This window comes from Paludibacterium sp., from assembly GCF_019232825.1.
GTDB lineage: Bacteria > Pseudomonadota > Gammaproteobacteria > Burkholderiales > Chromobacteriaceae > Paludibacterium.
On the sequence record NZ_JAFAND010000133.1, the window covers coordinates 47,919 to 64,447 of the forward strand.

Below are 16,529 nucleotides of genomic sequence, written 5' to 3' on the forward strand. Positions count from 1 at the left end.
AATTAGCGCCATGACTTAAAGTAAGGATGTATTTCATGTCTCAGCAGACTCTGATCAGCCAACTCGAAGAGCGGGGCCTCCTGGCCCAGGTATCCGACCGCGAAGCACTGGAAACCCAGTTGTCCGAGGGGATGGTGACCTTGTATTGCGGCTTCGATCCGACGGCTGACAGCCTGCACATCGGCAGCCTGGTGCCCCTATTGGCGTTGAAACGCTTCCAGCAGGCGGGCCACCGCCCGGTGGCCCTGGTGGGCGGCGCGACCGGCATGATCGGCGACCCGAGCTTCAAGGCGGTCGAGCGCAAGCTCAATACGCCGGACGTCATCGCCAATTGGAGCGAACGCATCCGCCAGCAGGTGTCGCCGTTCCTCGATTTCGACTGCGGCGCCCATAGCGCGGTGGTCAGCAACAATTACAATTGGTTCGGCGCCATGAACGTGCTCGATTTCCTGCGCGACATCGGCAAGCACTTCTCGGTCAACGCGATGATCAACAAGGAATCGGTCAAGCAGCGCATCGACCGCGACGAGGTCGGCATTTCCTTCACCGAGTTCTCCTACAGCCTGCTGCAGGGCTACGACTTCGTCGAGCTGAACCGCCAGTACCAGTGCAAGCTGCAGATCGGCGGCTCGGACCAGTGGGGCAACATCGCCTCCGGCATCGACCTGACGCGCCGCCTCAACCGCGACCACGTCTTCGGCTTGACGCTGCCGTTGATCACCAAGTCGGACGGCACCAAGTTCGGCAAGACGGAAAGCGGCACGGTGTGGCTCGATGCCAAGAAGACCTCGCCGTATAAGTTCTACCAGTTCTGGCTCGGCACCGCCGATGACGACGTTTATCGATTCCTGGGGTTGTTTACCTTCCTGCCGATGGCGCAAATCCAAGAGATCGAGGCGGCGGACAAGGTGCGCGACGGCGCGCCAGAAGCGCAGCGCATTCTGGCCGAGCAGGTCACCGCGCTGGTGCATGGCGATGCTGCGGTCGAGGCGGCCAAGCGTATCAGCCAGAGCCTGTTCTCCGAGGATCAGGCGTCGCTGACCGAAGACGACTTCGAACAATTGGCGCTGGATGGTTTGCCCACGGTATCGTTGGCGCTCGGCGCGCACAATCTGATCGACACCGTGGTCGAGGCCGGCTTGGCTGCATCGAAGAGCCAGGCGCGCGGATTCATCGAAAGCGGGGCGGTCACCGTCAATGGCGCCAAGATCACCGATCTGACCTATACGCCGCAGGCTGCGGACCAGCGTTTCAGCAAGTACACGCTGCTGCGTCGCGGTAAGAAAAATCACTGCCTGGTGATTTGGCAATAAACGCGCCGAAGGGGCTTTATCAACAGCCTGGGAAAAAACGGCAAGCGTCAAACGCTTGCCGTTTTTTCCCAGGCTGTTGATTTAGTGGTTTGTAGCAGTTGCGGAGGACCCGGCAAAGCCGGGCCTTAGTGGCAACTTACTGATTTCGCAGCCTGATCATCGATTCCCACTCCCCCCGCCCTCTCCCTGAGAGGGGGCGCTCGCTTCGCGAGCAAGGGTTTGTCAACACCCTCAAAAAACGGCAAGCGTCAAACGCTTGCCGTTTTTTTTGATCCTCACTCCAAGACGTAAGTGCCCGGCGCCTCGCCGAGTTTCGGGTAATGCTTGCTGTCCAGTTTGAAAGCTACCTTGTCGCCGCTTTTCGGCGCCAGCCATTCCACCCAGCTTGGCCACCACGACCCGGGGTGGGCCTCATGATGACCGAGCCAATAGTCGCTGCTCTGTCCCTTCTGCGGCGTGCCTTGCCAATACTTGCGCTTGGACGTGGGCGAGGGCGGGTTGACGATGCCTAGGATGTGGCCGGAGGACGACAGCGTAAAGGTGACCGGTCCGCTGACGCGCTGAGTCAACTGCCAGGTTTGTTTCCACGGCGCGATGTGGTCTTCCTCGGTGGAGACCATGAAGAGCGGCGTATGGATGCGGGCTAGATCGATCGGTTCGCCCCCCACCACCAGGGCGTCCGGTTTGCACAGGTTGTTGTGATAATAGAATTCGCGCAAATAGAAGCTGTGCATCTGTTGCGGCATGCGCGTGGTATCCATGTTCCAGTACAAGATGTCGAAGGCGCGCGGTGTTTCTCCGAGCAGATAGTTGTTGATCCAATAATTCCAGATCAGGCTGTTGGCGCGCAGCATGCGGAAGCTGCCGGCCATGTCCTTGCCGTCGAGGTAGCCGCGCTGTTCCATCTTGCGCTCGACGAAATCGAGCCCCTCTTCGCCGAGAAACACCTCGATATCGCCCGGGCGCGAAAAATCGGTCAACGTGGTCAACAGTGTTGCGCTCGCCACCTTATCGGCATGCTTGCGCGCGGCGAGCCAAGCCAAATACGTGGCGGTCAGCGTGCCGCCAATGCAGTAGCCGACCAAGTGCACGCTGGGGCTGCCGCTGATTTTGCCGGCGACCTCGACGATGCGGTCGATGCCATCGTGCAGATAATCGTCGAAGGTCAGGTCGCGCGCGTCCTCGAGCGGGTTCTTCCAACTGGTGATGAACACGGAAAAGCCTTGCTCGGTCAACCAGCGCACCAGGCTTTTCTTGGCGTCCAAGTCCAACACGTAATATTTGTTGATCCACGGCGAGACGATGACGATCGGCACTTCGTACACCTTGTCGGTGACGGCCTGATAATGCAGCACTTCCAACAGATGGCCGCGGTAGACCACCGCGCCCGGCGTGGTGGCCAGATTGCCGCCGACCTGGAAGGCGTCACGGTCCGTCATGGCGATTTCGCCATGCTCCATGTCGCGCAGGAGGTTGCGCAGGCCGTTGAGCAGGCTTTCGCCGCCGGTTTCGCGCGCTTTTTCCAACGCGCGCGGGTTGAATGGCAGATAGTTGGTCGGCGCCAGCGCATTGAGCCATTGACGCAGCCAGAACGCGCTCAGACTGCGTTCCTTGTCGTCCAGGTTCGGTGTGGCGTAGAGGGTGTCCTGCAGCCAGCGGGTATTGAACAGATACCACTCTTTGATCATGTCCCAACTGGGATTGTTCTGCCAGGCGGTATCGGCAAAGCGGTCGTCGCTCGGATTCGCCGGAAATTCGTCGTTGTCGACGTCGCCGAGAAAGCGGCGCAGGCTTTGCGCCTGCCAGCGCATGGCGTCGTTCTGCCAGTTGCTGATGGCGCCCACCCACTCCTTCGGATGCGATAGCCACGACCATTGCGCCTTGCCGACGATCGGCCCGAGCTCGAATGGATCGATGGCGCGATAGAGCTCTTCGATCAGCGGTGGTCTGACGTCTTGCTGCGGTGCTTGTGCATCCCTTTGCATCTTGCCCTCCTGATTGGACCCCCATGGGATGAAGTGTAGTCGGGCCGGCGGGAAAGCGCTGCAGGATGTTGCGCTGCAAAAACGCGCGGTTGGCCCGCCGCGCTTGACGCGACGGGCCGGACGTCAGACGGAGGCCGCGGGGCGCGGCTTGCCGTCGCTGAGGAAGAACAGCGCCAGCGAGGCGGCAATCATGAAGGCCGGGTATTCCCAGCCGCCGCCCGGGTTGGTGAACATCCAGCCGTTGGCGCCGTGCACCAGCACGATCGTCCCCGCCAACAGGGGCACCAGTGCGATGGCCGCCCAGCGCGCCTTGACGCCGGAGAGAAGCAAACCCGCGGCGGAGAGTTCGGCGACGATGGCGAGGTAGCCGACAAACCCTGGCAGTCCGAGGCTCATGAAGAACTTGGCCGTGCCGGCAGGGGTGAAGACGAACAGTTTGGTGGCGCCGTGCGCCAGATACATCAAGCCGAGCGCGACGCGCAGGGTCAAGCTGGCCAATTTGGGATTGGGATTCATGGTTAACTCCTTGGTTCTTTTTTGAAAACACAGTGCAGTGCCGTTGGTTGTCATTACAGCGTGGTTGCATTGTTCAATAAATAGGTCTTGAATAAAGTAATTGTTTACTTGGATGAAATTATGGACCGCTTTTCTGAAATTAAAGCGTTCGTCACCGTGGCCGAACAAGGCAGTTTCGTGGCGGCATCCGAACGGATGGATTTGTCTCGCGCCATGGTCACCAAGCTGGTATCGGCACTGGAGGCGCGGCTCGGCGTACGGCTGATGCATCGCACCACCCGGCGCTTGTCGCTGACGGCCGAGGGTGAAAGCTACTTGGCGGAAGTCAGCCCGCTGTTAGGCGAATTGGATGCGTTGGAGAGCCGGCTATCGCAGGGGGCGTCGCGACCGGCGGGCAGGTTGCGGGTGACGGCGCCGGTGTCGTTCGGCGAACGTTATCTGGGCGCGGCGATGACCGAGTTTTGCCGCCAATATCCGGACATCGAGATCGACTTGTCGCTCAATGACCGTCGCGTGGATCTGGTGGAGGAAGGCTACGATTTGGCGCTGCGCATCACGCAGCTGAGCGATTCCAGCTTGATCGCGCGCCGCCTGATGCCGGTGCGCGGGGCGGTGTGCGCGTCGCCGGCCTACTTGCGCGAGCATGGCACCCCCCTTCATCCCGAAGCGCTGATACGCCACAACTGTCTGGTGTACACCCTGACCGACCATACGGGGTTCTGGCCCTTCGTCGATACCGACGGCAGCGAGCTGCGCGTCAAGATTCAAGGCAGCCTTCGCGCCAACAATGGCGATCTGCTGTTGGACGCGGCCATCAATGGCTTGGGCATTACCCGTCAGCCCCGTTTCATGCTGACGCGGGCGCTGGAGCGCGGCGATCTGGTGGAGCTCCTGCATGGCTTTGATCTGCCGAACTTGGCGCTATATGCCGTGTACCCGGTGCGGCGCCATGTGCCGGGGAAAGTGCGCGCCTTGGTGGATTTCTTGCTGGCCTATTGCGAGGCGCGGCAGGCGCAGTTCTGAGTTTTGATAACCTCAACATAATTATGTTAATATAACTAATTAAGTGGAGGAACGGCTCATGAATAGCGCATTTATTGGACTTGATTACATTGTTGACATCATGCATCCGAGCGGCAAAATCGCCGCCTCGGCCGCGCAGGCCGCCGAGCGTGGCGTGATCGCCAAAGCCAACGATCTGCTGGTGCTGGCGCAAGAGAAGGGCTGGCTGTCGGTGCTGGTCAAGGTGGGCTTTGCCGCGGGCTATCCCGACTGGCCTGCGCATTCGGCCATGTTCGGCCGCGCGCGCGAATTCGGCGCGTTGGAGGCGGGGTCTCCGGGTATGGCCTTCCACCCCGACTTGCGTGCCGAGCGCGCGGATATGGTGATCGTCAAACCGCGGGTCAGCGCGTTTTATGGCACGAGCCTGGAGGCCGCCTTGCGCGCGCGGCGCATCGAACGGGTGGTGATCGCCGGGGTCAGCAGCAGCTGGGCGGTGCAAGCGGCGGCGCGCGACGCGCATGACCGCGATTATCAGGTGGTCGTGGTGGAAGACGCCTGTGCGGCTGCCAGCGACGAGGAGCACCAGGCTTCGATGGCGCTGCTGTCGCGCATTGCCAAAATCATTCGCGTGGATGAGGCCGCCGCGCTGTGAGTTTGAATGATCACGTCGATTGGCGCCAGGCGAGGCGCTGTCTGGCCGTGTTGTTGCCGGTGCTGCTGCTGTGGGGCGTGAGCGGCGATATGCAGTGGCTGCGCGCCGCCGTCGTGACGGTGGCGACGCTCATCGGCATCGAACGCGTCCAGTTAGCGCCGTCAGGCGTGCTGCTGCACGGCATGGCAATCTCGATCGGCTACCTGCTGTTGCTATGGGCGTTGACGATGCCGCTCGCGTTCGTGATCGGCTGCGCGTTGCTGGCCGCCGGCGCCATCGGCCTGTCGGCCTTCGGACGCAAGCTGCGCTCGCTCGGCAATTTCGTTTTCATTCCCGCGCTCTACCTGGCGTGCGAGACCGCTGAAGATGGCGCGCCGGCCCAGTATCTGGCGCTTGGGCTGCGTCTGCTGCCGTATCTGGCGCTCTGCCTGGCGCCGGTGTGGCTGTTGGCGTTGTTCGAGCATCGCCGCCGCCGTAGCGAGGCGCCGCTGTGGCGGCATCACGCGCAGCTGCGCTTCTTGCGGGATGCCGGGGTGAAAATGCCGGTAGCGGAGGCGATGCTGGCCGGCGGGCTGGCTGTCGCCTGTGCCGCGGCATGGGTCGAATGGCGTCATCCGGGACATGGCCAGTGGGTCATTTGGTCCGCTGCCAGCGTGGTGACCGGCGATGTGCTATCCGCCAAGCAAAAATTACGCGATCGCGGGCTGGGCGCGCTGTTGGGCGTGCCGCTGGGCATCGGCGCGGGCGCGCTTTTGCCCCACCATCCGGCGGTCTACGCGCTCATCGCGCTGGGCGCGGTGATGACGCTGGTGTCGTTCCGCCGCTATCCGGTTGGATTTGCCGCGCGTTGCGCCTGCGCCGCCGGCGCGTTGACGGTATTGAACGCGCCGGCCGGCGTGGCGGCTGAACGATTGATCAACGTGCTGCTGGGCGGCGCGATAGGGTTCGTGCTCGTGCTGGCCGTCAATGGTCTGGCGCAAGGCAAGACGACGAATCCCTAGTTTTCGCGTGCGCTGCCGGCGACGAGCGGCAGAGTGAATAGCCGGCAGTCCAGCGCGCCATTGAATAGCGGTATGCGGCGCTTGACCGACAAGCGGATCAATTTAGGCAGTCGCAGATCCCCGGTGAAGAGTTGGGCGGTCCAACCGCTGAAATACCGCTTCAGCCAGTCCCCTAATTGGGGATACAGCGCAGCCAGCCGATCCAGCTCGTCGAGGCGCACGCCATAAGGCGGGTTGGTCACGATCAATCCGGTGCTGGCGTGCGGCCGGGTGTCGAAGACGTCCTTCACCTCGACGTCGACCATTCCGTCAAGCCCTGCGCGTTCCAGATTGGCGCGCGCCATGGCCACCATGCGGCTGTCCTGGTCGCTGCCGCGGATCGGCAGCGCCGCGGCCGGCCGCTCGGCTGCGCGTGCGGCCGCTTTCAACTGCTGCCACTCCGCCGCGTCGAAGGTCTTCCACTTTTCGAAGGCAAAGGCGCGCTCGCGTCCGGGCGCGCGCTTGAGCGCGATATCGGCCGCCTCGACCAGGAACGTGCCGCTGCCGCACATCGGGTCGAGCAAGGGTTGGCTGCCGTCATAGCCGGCCAGGAGCAGAATGCCGGCCGCCAGGTTTTCGCGCAGCGGCGCTTCGCCGCTTTCTTTGCGCCAGCCGCGCTTAAACAGCGCGTCGCCGCTGCTGTCCAGATAGATCGAGGCGTCCGACGGCCCCAGGAATACTTGGATGCGCACGTCGGGCGCGCGCGTGTCCACGTTCGGCCGGCCGAGCTGGGCTTGGCGAAAGCGGTCGCATACCGCGTCCTTGACCGTCAACGACACGTATTCCAGGCTCTTGACGCGGCTGCCGGCGCCGTCGGTCTTGACCTTGATGGTGCGCGTCACGTCAAAGTGCGCGGGCCAGTCGACTTGCATGGCCAGCGCGTTGATGTCGCGTTCGCTGCGGTAGGTTCCCTGTGCCAAGCGCAGCAGTACGCGGCTGGCGACACGGCTCTCCAGGTTGATACGCATCAGCATCGCCGGCGTGCCGCTGCAGGCCACGCCGCCGTCGGTTGGCGCGACGTCGCCGGCGCCGAGCCGCAGCAACTCCTGCTGCAGCACCGTTTCCAGCCCGCGAGGGCAAACGGCGAACAACGCCAGGGCCTCTACCGTTTGTCCCGATCGACGCGAGGATGCGTCGCGTCGCTCGAACGCCGGTCGTTCGGTCGGTTTCGTCTCGGTGGCGGGCAGGCCGCGGCGCTGGCTCGGCGCATGACGGCGCGGTTCGGGTGCCGGCGCGGCGGAACGCGGACTTTCCTCGACTGGTTTGATCAGCCTGCGGCGTGACGGGGCGGGGGGCGTGCCGGTCGGCACGGGCGAGTCGTTGGTGTCGATCGGCGTGCGTGCGTCGTCGCGCTTGCCGTCGCGGCGCTCGGTCGGCTTCGTCTCGGTGACGGGCAGGCCACGGCGCTGGTTTGGCGCATGACGGCGCGGCTCAGGCGGCGCGGCGGGGCGTGAGGTTTCCTCGACCGGTTTGATCAGCCTGCTGCGCGACGTGGCGGGTGGCGTGTCGGCCGGCACGGGCGAGTCGTTGGTGTCGGTCGGCGCGCGTGCGTCGTCGCGCTTGCCGTCGCGGCGCTGGTTGGCGCGCTGGCGCGAACGGAAGGTGGCCATGGAGCGATCTCGGGGTGATTTAAAGCGGTATTTTAGCGGATTTTCGGTTGGCCTTCTTGGTCCTCCTTTTTGTTTCCGCTAATATAACCGGTTAAATTTATATTTTTGGGCATTCATGAAGCAGGGTGAATTCGCCGTTCGCCTGATCGACTGGCAGCAGCGGCATGGCCGTCATGACCTGCCTTGGCAGGTATCCGATCCGTACCGGGTATGGCTGTCGGAGATCATGTTGCAGCAGACGCAGGTGGCGTCGGTGTTGTCGTACTACGACCGGTTTCTTCAGGCGTTTCCTACGCTGGCCGCATTAGCCGCGGCGAGCCAAGCGGAGGTGCTGGCGCTATGGAGCGGCTTGGGTTATTACAGCCGCGCGCGCAATCTGCATCGGGCGGCGCAAAGGGTCATGGAGGCGCTCGGGGGCAGGTTTCCCTCGACCCGCGCCGAGATCGAGCTGTTGCCGGGCGTCGGCCGTTCGACGGCGGCGGCGATCGCGGCCTTTGCCTTCGACCGGCGCGAAGCCATTTTGGACGGCAATGTCAAACGGGTGCTGACGCGCGTGTTCGGCATCGAGGGCTTCCCTGGCGACAAACCGGTGGAGAACCGGCTGTGGTCGCTGGCGGAAAGTCTGCTGCCTGCGCGCGATATGGCGGCGTACACTCAGGGATTGATGGATTTGGGCGCCACCGTGTGTTTGCGCGCCAATCCGAAATGTGACGAATGCCCGATGGCTGCCTGCTGCGTGGCGCGTGCCGAGGGGCGTCAGGCGGAACTGCCGACGCGCAAGGCCAAGAAAGCGGTGCCGGTACGGCAGGTGATGATGTTGCTGGCGGTTTGGCAGGGCAAGGTGAGACTGGAACGCCGTCCCGATCGCGGAATCTGGGGTGGTCTGCTGTCCCTGCCGGAATGCGCTGGAACGCAGGAAGCCGAGACGTGGCTCGCGCAGCAGGGCGAGGGGGATTTACTGCCCTCCTGGCCCGAGCTCGTCCATGTTTTTACCCATTTCCGTCTGGTGATCACGCCGCAGCCGATCATGCTGTCGCGGCGGTCCGATGACGCATCGCAGGAAGCCGGTGCCTGCTGGTTGCCGATCGACGAGGCAATCCACGCGGGCGTGCCGGCGCCGGTCGGCAAGCTGCTCGCAGCGTGGCCGGCCGGGGGGAACGGAAAGTAAAGCACTATGGTATCTGTCGTCCGATCTGTTGCCGATACGCTGGCCGATGCCGCCAATCCTGAGCGGTGGCTGGCGCAGCTGTCTTCTTCCTTGACCGACGCCGACCGCGATCTCTTGGCGCGCGCCTTTGCCGAGGCGCGCCGGCTGTACGTCGATCGACGCCTGCCCTCGACGGGCGAGGACATGTTCGGTCATGCGGTGTCCGCCGCCGCGATCGTGGCCGATCTGAATCTTCTGCCGGACGCAATCGCCGCCACGTTGTTGTTCTGCGTGCCCGACATCCTGCCCGAGTGGCAAACCTGGATGGATGAGTGCTTCAATCCGACCGTGACGGTGCTGGTCGATGGCGCCAGCCGTGTGCGCCGTCTGACGGAGCTTGCGCATATCGACCATCTCGATACGCCGGAAGAACGCGCCCGTCAGGCGGAAACCATGCGCAAGATGTTGCTGGCGATGGTGGCGGATATCCGCGTGGTGTTGATCAAGCTCGCCTGGCGCACGCAAACCATGCACTACCTGGTGCATTGCGAGGAGCCGGTGCGCCGGCGCATCGCGCAGGAAACCATGGACGTGTTCGCGCCGCTGGCCAACCGTCTTGGCGTGTGGCAGATCAAGTGGGAGCTGGAAGACCTGGGCTTTCGCCATCAGGATCCGGACAACTACAAGAAGATCGCCAAGCTGCTCGACGAACGCCGGCTGGAGCGCATCGACTATATCGAACGGGTGCTGGAGACGTTGCGCCTGGAGCTTCGGCGCGCGGGCATCCATGGCGACGTGGCCGGGCGGCCGAAACATATCTACAGCATCTGGCGCAAGATGCGCAAAAAGAGCCTGGATTTCAACGAGCTCTACGATATCCGTGCCGTGCGCGTGCTGGTGGACACGGTGCAAGACTGCTATACCGTGCTGGGACTGATTCATAGCATGTGGCAGCCGATTCCCGGCGAGTTCGACGATTACATCTCCCATCCCAAGGCCAATGATTACCGTAGCCTGCATACGGCGGTCATCGGCCCCGAGGACCGCGGCATCGAGGTGCAGATCCGCACGTTCGAAATGCATGAGCATGCGGAGTTCGGCGTGGCGGCGCACTGGCGCTACAAGGAGGGCGGCAAGGGCGACGCGCAGTACGAGGAAAAGATTTCCTGGCTGCGCCAGCTGCTCGATTGGCGCGAGGAGATTTCCGATCGCTCGGGCCTGGCCGATGCGTTCAAAACGGAGTTGTTCGCCGATACGATCTATGTGTTGACGCCGGCTGGGCGCGTGTTGGCGTTGCCGACCGGCGCCACGCCGATCGACTTCGCCTACGCGGTGCACAGCAATGTCGGCGACCGCTGCCGCGGCGCGAAGGTCGACGGGCAGATCGTGCCGCTGTCCACGCCGCTCGCCAACGGCCAGCGCGTCGAAATCTTGACGGCGAAGGAGGGCGGTCCCAGCGTCAACTGGCTGCATGAAGGCTGGGTCAAGAGTCATCGCGCCATCGCCAAGATCCGTCAATATATCCGGTTGCAGAACGCCGATGTGGTGCGGGAGAGCGGCCGCCAGCTGTTCGAAAAAGAGCTGGCGCGCCATGCGCACGCCAAACCGAATTTGCTCGCGCTGGCGGAGAAGCTCGGCTTCGACAAGCTCGATGAGCTGTACGCGGCGCTCGGCCATGGGGAACTGACGCTGCGGGTCGTGGCGCAAGCGTTGGCGAGTTTTGCACCGCCGGCGCCGACGCGCGAGGTGGCTCCCGAGGATTTGGTCAAGGCGAGCAAGGGCGGGCACGACGCCGGTGGCATCCTGATCGAAGGCGTCGACAATCTGATGACGGTGCTGGCCGGCTGCTGCAAACCGGCACCGCCCGACCCGGTGATGGGTTTCGTCACCAAGGGCCGCGGCATCTCGATCCACCGCGCGGGCTGCCAAACGCTCAAGCGCCTGTCGGCGGCGGCACCGGAGCGCCTGATCGCCGCCGATTGGGGGGAACAGAAAAACAGTATTTTCCCCATCGACATCGAAGTGCTGGCGCAAGACCGCCATGGCCTGTTGCGCGATATCTCGGATGTCTTGTCGCGCGAGAAACTCAACGTGATCGGCGTGCACACTCAGACGCGCGATCTACGCGCGCGCATGCTGTTTACCGTGGAGGTGCGCCAGGTGAGCGAGATCAGTCGCGTGCTGTCGCACGTGATGGATGTGGCGGGGGTGCTTGAGGCGCGCCGGCGCTGATCTTCCGGCGGGGGCGCGCGGCGCCTCCGCCATTCAAATAGCAATTGATTTTACGTAAAGATAAAGTCCATAATTTCTTCTTCCTGCTTTACTCAAAGCAAGTACCTATTTTTCCGAAAAGAGAGGGACGAAATGTCCGATTTGGTTTTGGCCGCGCGGCGTGCCTTGTCGCTAATGGATTTGACGACCCTGAACGATGACGACACCGACGCCAAGGTCGTCGACTTGTGTCGCAAGGCGTCTGGCCCGGCCGGCCGAGTAGCGGCAGTGTGCGTGTTCCCGCGGTTTGTGCCCATCGCCAAGAAGACCTTGCGCGATCAGGGTTCGCCGGAAGTGCTGGTCGCGACGGTGACCAATTTCCCGCATGGCAACCCGGATGTCGCCACGGCGGTGGAAGAAACCCGTGAGGCGGTGTCGTTCGGCGCCGACGAAGTGGATGTGGTGTTTCCCTACCGCGCGTTGATGGACGGTAACGCCGACCTGGGCGCGCGCCTCGTGGCGGCGTGCAAGCAGGCGTGCGGCGATAAAGCGCAATTGAAGGTGATCATCGAGAGCGGCGAATTGAAAGATCCGGCGCTGATCCGGCAGGCAAGCCTCGTTGCGATCGAGGCCGGCGCCGACTTCATCAAGACCTCGACCGGCAAGGTGCCGGTCAACGCCACGCTGGAGGCGGCAGCCATCATGCTGCAGGCGATCAAGGACGGTGGCCGTCCTTGCGGTTTCAAAGCGGCCGGCGGCGTTAAAACCGCTGCCGAGGCCGCCGAGTACCTGGCGCTCGCCGAGCGCGTCATGGGCGCCGGCTGGGTGACGCCGGCGCATTTCCGTTTCGGCGCATCGAGCCTGCTGGCTAATTTGGAAGCCACGCTCGGTTTCGGCAGCGCGCCGCAAAGCAATACCGCCTATTGATGACCGGCGCCCTCGACGGGCGCTTTAAGGGTTGAGGAGCAGGGAATGTTTCTGCCGCAGGAATTCATTGTCAAAAAGCGCGATAAGAAAGCGCTGACCGTTAGCGAAATTCAGCAATTTGTTCAGGGGATCACCGACGGGTCGGTGGCCGATAGCCAAATTTCGGCTTTTGCCATGTCGGTGTTTTTCAACGATTTGGCTTTGGACGAGAACGTGGCGCTGACGATGGCGATGCGCGACTCCGGCCGCCGCATGCGTTGGGATGACCTTCATCTGCCCGGTCCGGTGCTGGACAAGCATTCGACCGGCGGCGTGGGGGACGTGGTGTCGCTGATGCTCGGGCCGATGATCGCCGCCTGTGGCGGTTTCGTGCCGATGATTTCCGGCCGTGGCCTGGGCCACACCGGCGGCACGCTCGACAAGCTCTCCGCGATTCCCGGCTACGATCCGTTCCCCGATGCCGACCGTTTCCGCCGCATCGTCAAGGAAGTGGGTGTCTCGATCATCGGACAGACCAACGACTTGGCGCCGGCCGATCGCCGTTTCTATGCCACGCGCGACGTGACCGGCACGGTTGAATCGATCGCGCTGATCACCGCCTCGATTCTGTCGAAAAAACTGGCTGCCGGCCTCGATGTGCTGGTGATGGACGTCAAGACGGGCTCGGGCGCTTTCATGCCGACCTTTGAATTGTCGAAGGCGCTGGCCGAACGCATCGTCCGCGTCGGCAATGGCGCCGGCGTCAAGACGAGCGCGCTCGTGACCGATATGAACCAGTCTCTGGCCACCTGTGCCGGCAACGCCATCGAAACCGCCGAGGCCGTGCGTTATTTGACGGGGCAGACCCGTTCGGATCGTCTGCATGAAATCACCATCGCGTTGTGCGCCGAAATGCTGCTGGCCGGCGGCTTGGCCAGCGACACGGCGGATGCCGAAGCCCGCCTGCTGCAGGCGCTCGATAGCGGCCGCGCCGCCGAGATCTTCGGCCGCATGGTGGCAACCATGGGCGGGCCGGCCGACTTCGTCGAACGCTATGCCCATTATTTCGAGCCGGCGCCGATCGTGCGCCCGGTCTTCGCCGACGCGGAGGGCTTCGTGACCGCCACCGATACGCGCGGTTTGGGCATGGCGGTATGCGCGTTGGGCGGCGGCCGTCGCTTGGCGACCGACGTGCTCGATTATCGCGTCGGCCTGACGGATCTGGTCGAGTTGGGGCAAAAAATCGATTCGAAGACGCCACTGGCGGTGGTGCATGCCGCGACCGAAGACAGTTTCGACGAGGCGCGGCGCCGCGTGATCGAGGCGGTGAGCCTCGGCGCGAGTCCTGCGGCACGGCCGCAGCAGGTATATTGCATCCTGCGCGAAGGCGATCTGGCCAGGCAGTGAGGAGGACGACATGAAACGAGCCATCATCTTGATTTTGGATTCGCTGGGCATCGGTGCCGCCGCCGACGCCGAGCGTTTTGGCGACGTCGGCAGCAACACGCTGGGGCACATCGCGCGCGACGCGGCGGCCGGCTTGCTCGACCGCGGCGGACGCAGCGGACCGCTGCGGCTGCCGAATCTGGCGCGGCTCGGTTTGGCGCATGCCTGCGAAATGTCCTGCGGCGAATATCCGGCCGGCGTCGAGCGCGTGACGCCGGTAGGGGCGTACGGTTACGCCAAGGAGCTGTCCTCGGGCAAGGACACCCCGTCCGGGCACTGGGAGATCGCCGGCGTGCCGGTGTTGTTCGAGTGGGGCTATTTCACCGACAGGGACAACTCGTTTCCGCCGGCTTTGCTCGACGCCATTGTCGCGCGCGCGCAATTGCCGGGATATCTGGGCAATTGCCATGCCTCCGGCACCGAGATTCTCGACCGCTTGGGCGAAGAGCACATGAAGACCGGCAAGCCGATTTTCTATACCTCGGCCGACTCGGTGTTTCAGATCGCCTGCCATGAAGAAACCTTCGGCCTGGAGCGGCTGTATCAGTTGTGCAAGATCACCCGCGAATTGCTTGAGCCTTACAACATCGGCCGCGTGATTGCGCGGCCGTTCGTCGGCTCGGAACGCGGCGCGTTTTCCCGCACCGGCAACCGCAAGGACCTGGCGGTGGAGCCGCCGGCGCCCACTGTGCTGAAAAAGCTGGCCGATGCCGGCGGCGCCGTGGTGTCGGTCGGCAAGATCTCCGATATCTACGCCCATGTCGGCATTACCCGCGCGGTGAAAGCCACCGGGCTCGACGCGCTGTGGGACGCCACGCTGGCGGAAGTGCGTCAAGCACAGGACCGCAGCATCGTCATGACTAATTTCGTTGATTTCGATTCCAGCTACGGCCACCGTCGCGATACCGCCGGTTATGCCGCCGCCCTGGAAGCGTTCGACCGGCGCTTGCCCGAGGTGATGGCGCTGCTCTCCGACGGCGATATCCTGATTCTGTCCGCCGATCATGGCTGCGATCCGACCTGGACCGGCACCGACCACACGCGCGAGCACATCCCCGTGCTGTGCTACGGCCCAAAGGTGCCGGCGGGTTCGCTCGGCGGTCGTGAGACGTTTGCCGACATCGGTCAATCGGTGGCGTGCCATTTCGGTCTGCCGCCGATGGACTACGGTACTTCTTTTCTTGCTTAACCCGTTCGCTTAAGGACTGTCATGCCAACTCCGCATATCAGCGCCCAGCCAGGGGATTTTGCCGACATCGTGCTGATGCCGGGCGATCCGCTGCGCGCGCAAATGATCGCTGAAACCTATCTCGAGGGTGCCCGCCAGGTGACGGCGGTGCGCAACATGTACGGCTATACCGGCAGCTATAAAGGCCGCCGGCTGTCGGTGATGGCGCACGGCATGGGTATTCCGTCGTGCAGCATCTACACGACCGAGCTGATCAAGGATTATGGCGTCAAGACCATCATCCGCGTCGGCTCCTGCGGCGCGACGACCGAAAAGCTGAAACTGCGCGACGTGGTCATCGCCATGGGCGCGTCGACCGACAGCAAGGTCAACCGTATGCGCCTGATGGATCACGATTTCGCCGCCATCGCCGATTACGACGTGTTGCGCGCCGCGGTGGACGCCGCCGAGCGGCTCAACAAATCTGTCCATGTCGGTAACGTGTTCTCGGCGGATTTATTCTATTCGGTGCAGCCGGAAATGTTGGGCCGGCTGGCGGCGATGAACGTGCAGGCGATCGAAATGGAACTGGCCGGCATTTATGGTGTTGCGGCGCAATATGGCGCGCGTGCCCTGGGCATTCTGACGGTGTCGGACGTGATCCCGACCGGTGAGGTGACGTCGTCCGAAGAGCGTCAGACGAGCTTCCACGATATGATGGAAATCGCGCTGGAAACGGCTCTGGCGCTGTAGTCTCCTCGATTGGCGCGACGCCCGGCATGCCCGGGCGTTGTTGTTTGTGGCTTTTATGCTTTGCGCATAGTGCAGTGCACAAAAAGTGCTTGCAAATTGATTTTCGCCTGCCAATAATGGATTCACATCAGGCGCTTTCCGTGCGTTTTGGTGTTGTCTCCTCCATCCTCCTTTCAAAGGTGGAACTTGGCGCGATCGCAACCTGGTTGCGCTTTTTTTTGTCCTTAAAAACGGACTTTGCCGCGTTCAGATTTCTTCTTGTCTCACAATGGTTTGACAGGGTTAACGGGCTTGTAATACAATCCGTAACTTTCAAGAATTACGATGAGAAGAGTTCCATGAAGACCTTTTCTGCCAAGCCGCATGAGGTAAAGCGCGAGTGGTTCGTGGTCGACGCCTCCGACAAGGTACTGGGTCGTCTGGCTGCCGAAATCGCGCACCTGTTGCGCGGTAAGCACAAGCCGGAATACACCCCGCACGTTGATACCGGCGATTATATCGTCGTCGTCAACGCCGACAAGCTGCGCGTTACCGGTGCCAAGGCACAGGATAAGATTTACTACCGTCATACCACCTACCCGGGCGGGATCCGTGAGCGTACCTTCACCGAACTGCAAAACCAGTTCCCGGAGCGCGTTCTGGAAAAAGCCGTCAAGGGCATGCTGCCGAAGGGGCCGCTGGGCTACGCGATGATCAAGAAGCTCAAGGTATACGCTGGTAGCGAGCACCCGCACGCGGCTCAACAGCCGAAAGTGCTGGAAATCAGTTTTTGAGGCTAAA

General features: G+C 62.8%; 14 protein-coding genes. 11 read left to right on the forward strand and 3 right to left on the reverse strand.

Translation table 11 applies throughout. From position 1 onward, the window contains the following. Positions 1-35: 35 nt before the first annotated feature. On the forward strand, positions 36-1,313 hold the full coding sequence (gene tyrS, locus JOZ06_RS17315) for a tyrosine--tRNA ligase (RefSeq protein WP_293234697.1): 1,278 nt from the start codon (positions 36-38) through the stop codon (positions 1,311-1,313). 275 nt (positions 1,314-1,588) lie between these two features. On the opposite strand, the gene phaC is transcribed toward tyrS, so the two are convergent. Together phaC and JOZ06_RS17325 are read right to left on the reverse strand one after the other, a co-directional pair. Continuing rightward, positions 1,589-3,298 carry a class I poly(R)-hydroxyalkanoic acid synthase gene (gene phaC / locus JOZ06_RS17320; protein WP_293234699.1) on the reverse strand — a complete coding sequence of 570 codons (1,710 nt, stop codon included), beginning with the start codon at positions 3,296-3,298 and terminating at the stop codon, positions 1,589-1,591. Between the two features lie 123 nt (positions 3,299-3,421). Then, a complete protein-coding gene (locus JOZ06_RS17325) occupies positions 3,422-3,814 on the reverse strand; it encodes a DoxX family protein (protein ID WP_293234701.1) in 393 nt (130 codons plus the stop codon). Between the two features lie 120 nt (positions 3,815-3,934). On the opposite strand from JOZ06_RS17325, the gene JOZ06_RS17330 reads away from it, so the two are divergent. From JOZ06_RS17330 to JOZ06_RS17340, 3 genes are read left to right on the forward strand one after another with little or no spacing between them, the layout of a single operon-like run. Beyond that, positions 3,935-4,837 (forward strand): LysR family transcriptional regulator, encoded by a 903-nt coding sequence (locus JOZ06_RS17330; protein ID WP_293234703.1) that lies wholly within the window; start codon positions 3,935-3,937, stop codon positions 4,835-4,837. A gap of 58 nt (positions 4,838-4,895) precedes the next feature. After that, positions 4,896-5,468, forward strand: a complete 573-nt coding sequence (locus JOZ06_RS17335; protein WP_293234705.1) for an isochorismatase family cysteine hydrolase — start codon at positions 4,896-4,898, stop codon at positions 5,466-5,468. Further along, positions 5,465-6,469 carry an FUSC family protein gene (locus JOZ06_RS17340; protein WP_293234707.1) on the forward strand — a complete coding sequence of 335 codons (1,005 nt, stop codon included), beginning with the start codon at positions 5,465-5,467 and terminating at the stop codon, positions 6,467-6,469. The genes JOZ06_RS17335 and JOZ06_RS17340 overlap by 4 nt, the downstream gene beginning before the upstream one ends. Here JOZ06_RS17340 and JOZ06_RS17345 read toward each other — a convergent pair. After that, on the reverse strand, positions 6,466-8,118 hold the full coding sequence (locus JOZ06_RS17345) for a THUMP domain-containing protein (RefSeq protein ID WP_366515143.1): 1,653 nt from the start codon (positions 8,116-8,118) through the stop codon (positions 6,466-6,468). The genes JOZ06_RS17340 and JOZ06_RS17345 overlap by 4 nt on opposite strands. 115 nt (positions 8,119-8,233) lie before the next feature. On the opposite strand from JOZ06_RS17345, the gene mutY reads away from it, so the two are divergent. The 7 genes from mutY to rplM all read left to right on the forward strand — a co-directional run bounded on the left by mutY (position 8,234) and on the right by rplM (position 16,522). After that, positions 8,234-9,286, forward strand: a complete 1,053-nt coding sequence (mutY, locus tag JOZ06_RS17350) for an A/G-specific adenine glycosylase (RefSeq protein WP_293234709.1) — start codon at positions 8,234-8,236, stop codon at positions 9,284-9,286. A gap of 6 nt (positions 9,287-9,292) precedes the next feature. Continuing rightward, on the forward strand, positions 9,293-11,497 hold the full coding sequence (locus JOZ06_RS17355; RefSeq protein WP_293234711.1) for a bifunctional (p)ppGpp synthetase/guanosine-3',5'-bis(diphosphate) 3'-pyrophosphohydrolase: 2,205 nt from the start codon (positions 9,293-9,295) through the stop codon (positions 11,495-11,497). 132 nt (positions 11,498-11,629) lie between these two features. Further along, positions 11,630-12,403 (forward strand): deoxyribose-phosphate aldolase, encoded by a 774-nt coding sequence (gene deoC, locus JOZ06_RS17360; RefSeq protein WP_293234713.1) that lies wholly within the window; start codon positions 11,630-11,632, stop codon positions 12,401-12,403. Positions 12,404-12,448: 45 nt separating this feature from the next. Further along, a complete protein-coding gene (deoA, locus tag JOZ06_RS17365) occupies positions 12,449-13,789 on the forward strand; it encodes a thymidine phosphorylase (RefSeq protein ID WP_293234715.1) in 1,341 nt (446 codons plus the stop codon). Positions 13,790-13,799: 10 nt separating this feature from the next. Next, positions 13,800-15,017 (forward strand): phosphopentomutase, encoded by a 1,218-nt coding sequence (locus tag JOZ06_RS17370; protein ID WP_293234717.1) that lies wholly within the window; start codon positions 13,800-13,802, stop codon positions 15,015-15,017. Positions 15,018-15,038: 21 nt separating this feature from the next. Then, positions 15,039-15,749 carry a purine-nucleoside phosphorylase gene (deoD, locus tag JOZ06_RS17375; protein WP_293234719.1) on the forward strand — a complete coding sequence of 237 codons (711 nt, stop codon included), beginning with the start codon at positions 15,039-15,041 and terminating at the stop codon, positions 15,747-15,749. A 338-nt stretch (positions 15,750-16,087) separates the two neighbouring features. Further along, positions 16,088-16,522: a 50S ribosomal protein L13 gene (gene rplM / locus JOZ06_RS17380; protein WP_293234721.1), complete on the forward strand. Its 435-nt coding sequence runs from the start codon at positions 16,088-16,090 to the stop codon at positions 16,520-16,522. Positions 16,523-16,529: the final 7 nt, after the last annotated feature.

What these genes read in the sequence shown, in the direction of transcription:
- tyrS (WP_293234697.1), top strand. Translation starts at nt 36, where the DNA reads ATGTCTCAGCAGACTCTGATCAGCCAACTCGAAGAGCGGGGCCTCCTG.
- phaC (WP_293234699.1), bottom strand. Translation starts at nt 3,298, where the DNA reads ATGCAAAGGGATGCACAAGCACCGCAGCAAGACGTCAGACCACCGCTG.
- JOZ06_RS17325 (WP_293234701.1), bottom strand. Translation starts at nt 3,814, where the DNA reads ATGAATCCCAATCCCAAATTGGCCAGCTTGACCCTGCGCGTCGCGCTC.
- JOZ06_RS17330 (WP_293234703.1), top strand. Translation starts at nt 3,935, where the DNA reads ATGGACCGCTTTTCTGAAATTAAAGCGTTCGTCACCGTGGCCGAACAA.
- JOZ06_RS17335 (WP_293234705.1), top strand. Translation starts at nt 4,896, where the DNA reads ATGAATAGCGCATTTATTGGACTTGATTACATTGTTGACATCATGCAT.
- JOZ06_RS17345 (WP_366515143.1), bottom strand. Translation starts at nt 8,118, where the DNA reads ATGGCCACCTTCCGTTCGCGCCAGCGCGCCAACCAGCGCCGCGACGGC.
- mutY (WP_293234709.1), top strand. Translation starts at nt 8,234, where the DNA reads ATGAAGCAGGGTGAATTCGCCGTTCGCCTGATCGACTGGCAGCAGCGG.
- JOZ06_RS17355 (WP_293234711.1), top strand. Translation starts at nt 9,293, where the DNA reads ATGGTATCTGTCGTCCGATCTGTTGCCGATACGCTGGCCGATGCCGCC.
- deoC (WP_293234713.1), top strand. Translation starts at nt 11,630, where the DNA reads ATGTCCGATTTGGTTTTGGCCGCGCGGCGTGCCTTGTCGCTAATGGAT.
- deoA (WP_293234715.1), top strand. Translation starts at nt 12,449, where the DNA reads ATGTTTCTGCCGCAGGAATTCATTGTCAAAAAGCGCGATAAGAAAGCG.
- JOZ06_RS17370 (WP_293234717.1), top strand. Translation starts at nt 13,800, where the DNA reads ATGAAACGAGCCATCATCTTGATTTTGGATTCGCTGGGCATCGGTGCC.
- deoD (WP_293234719.1), top strand. Translation starts at nt 15,039, where the DNA reads ATGCCAACTCCGCATATCAGCGCCCAGCCAGGGGATTTTGCCGACATC.
- rplM (WP_293234721.1), top strand. Translation starts at nt 16,088, where the DNA reads ATGAAGACCTTTTCTGCCAAGCCGCATGAGGTAAAGCGCGAGTGGTTC.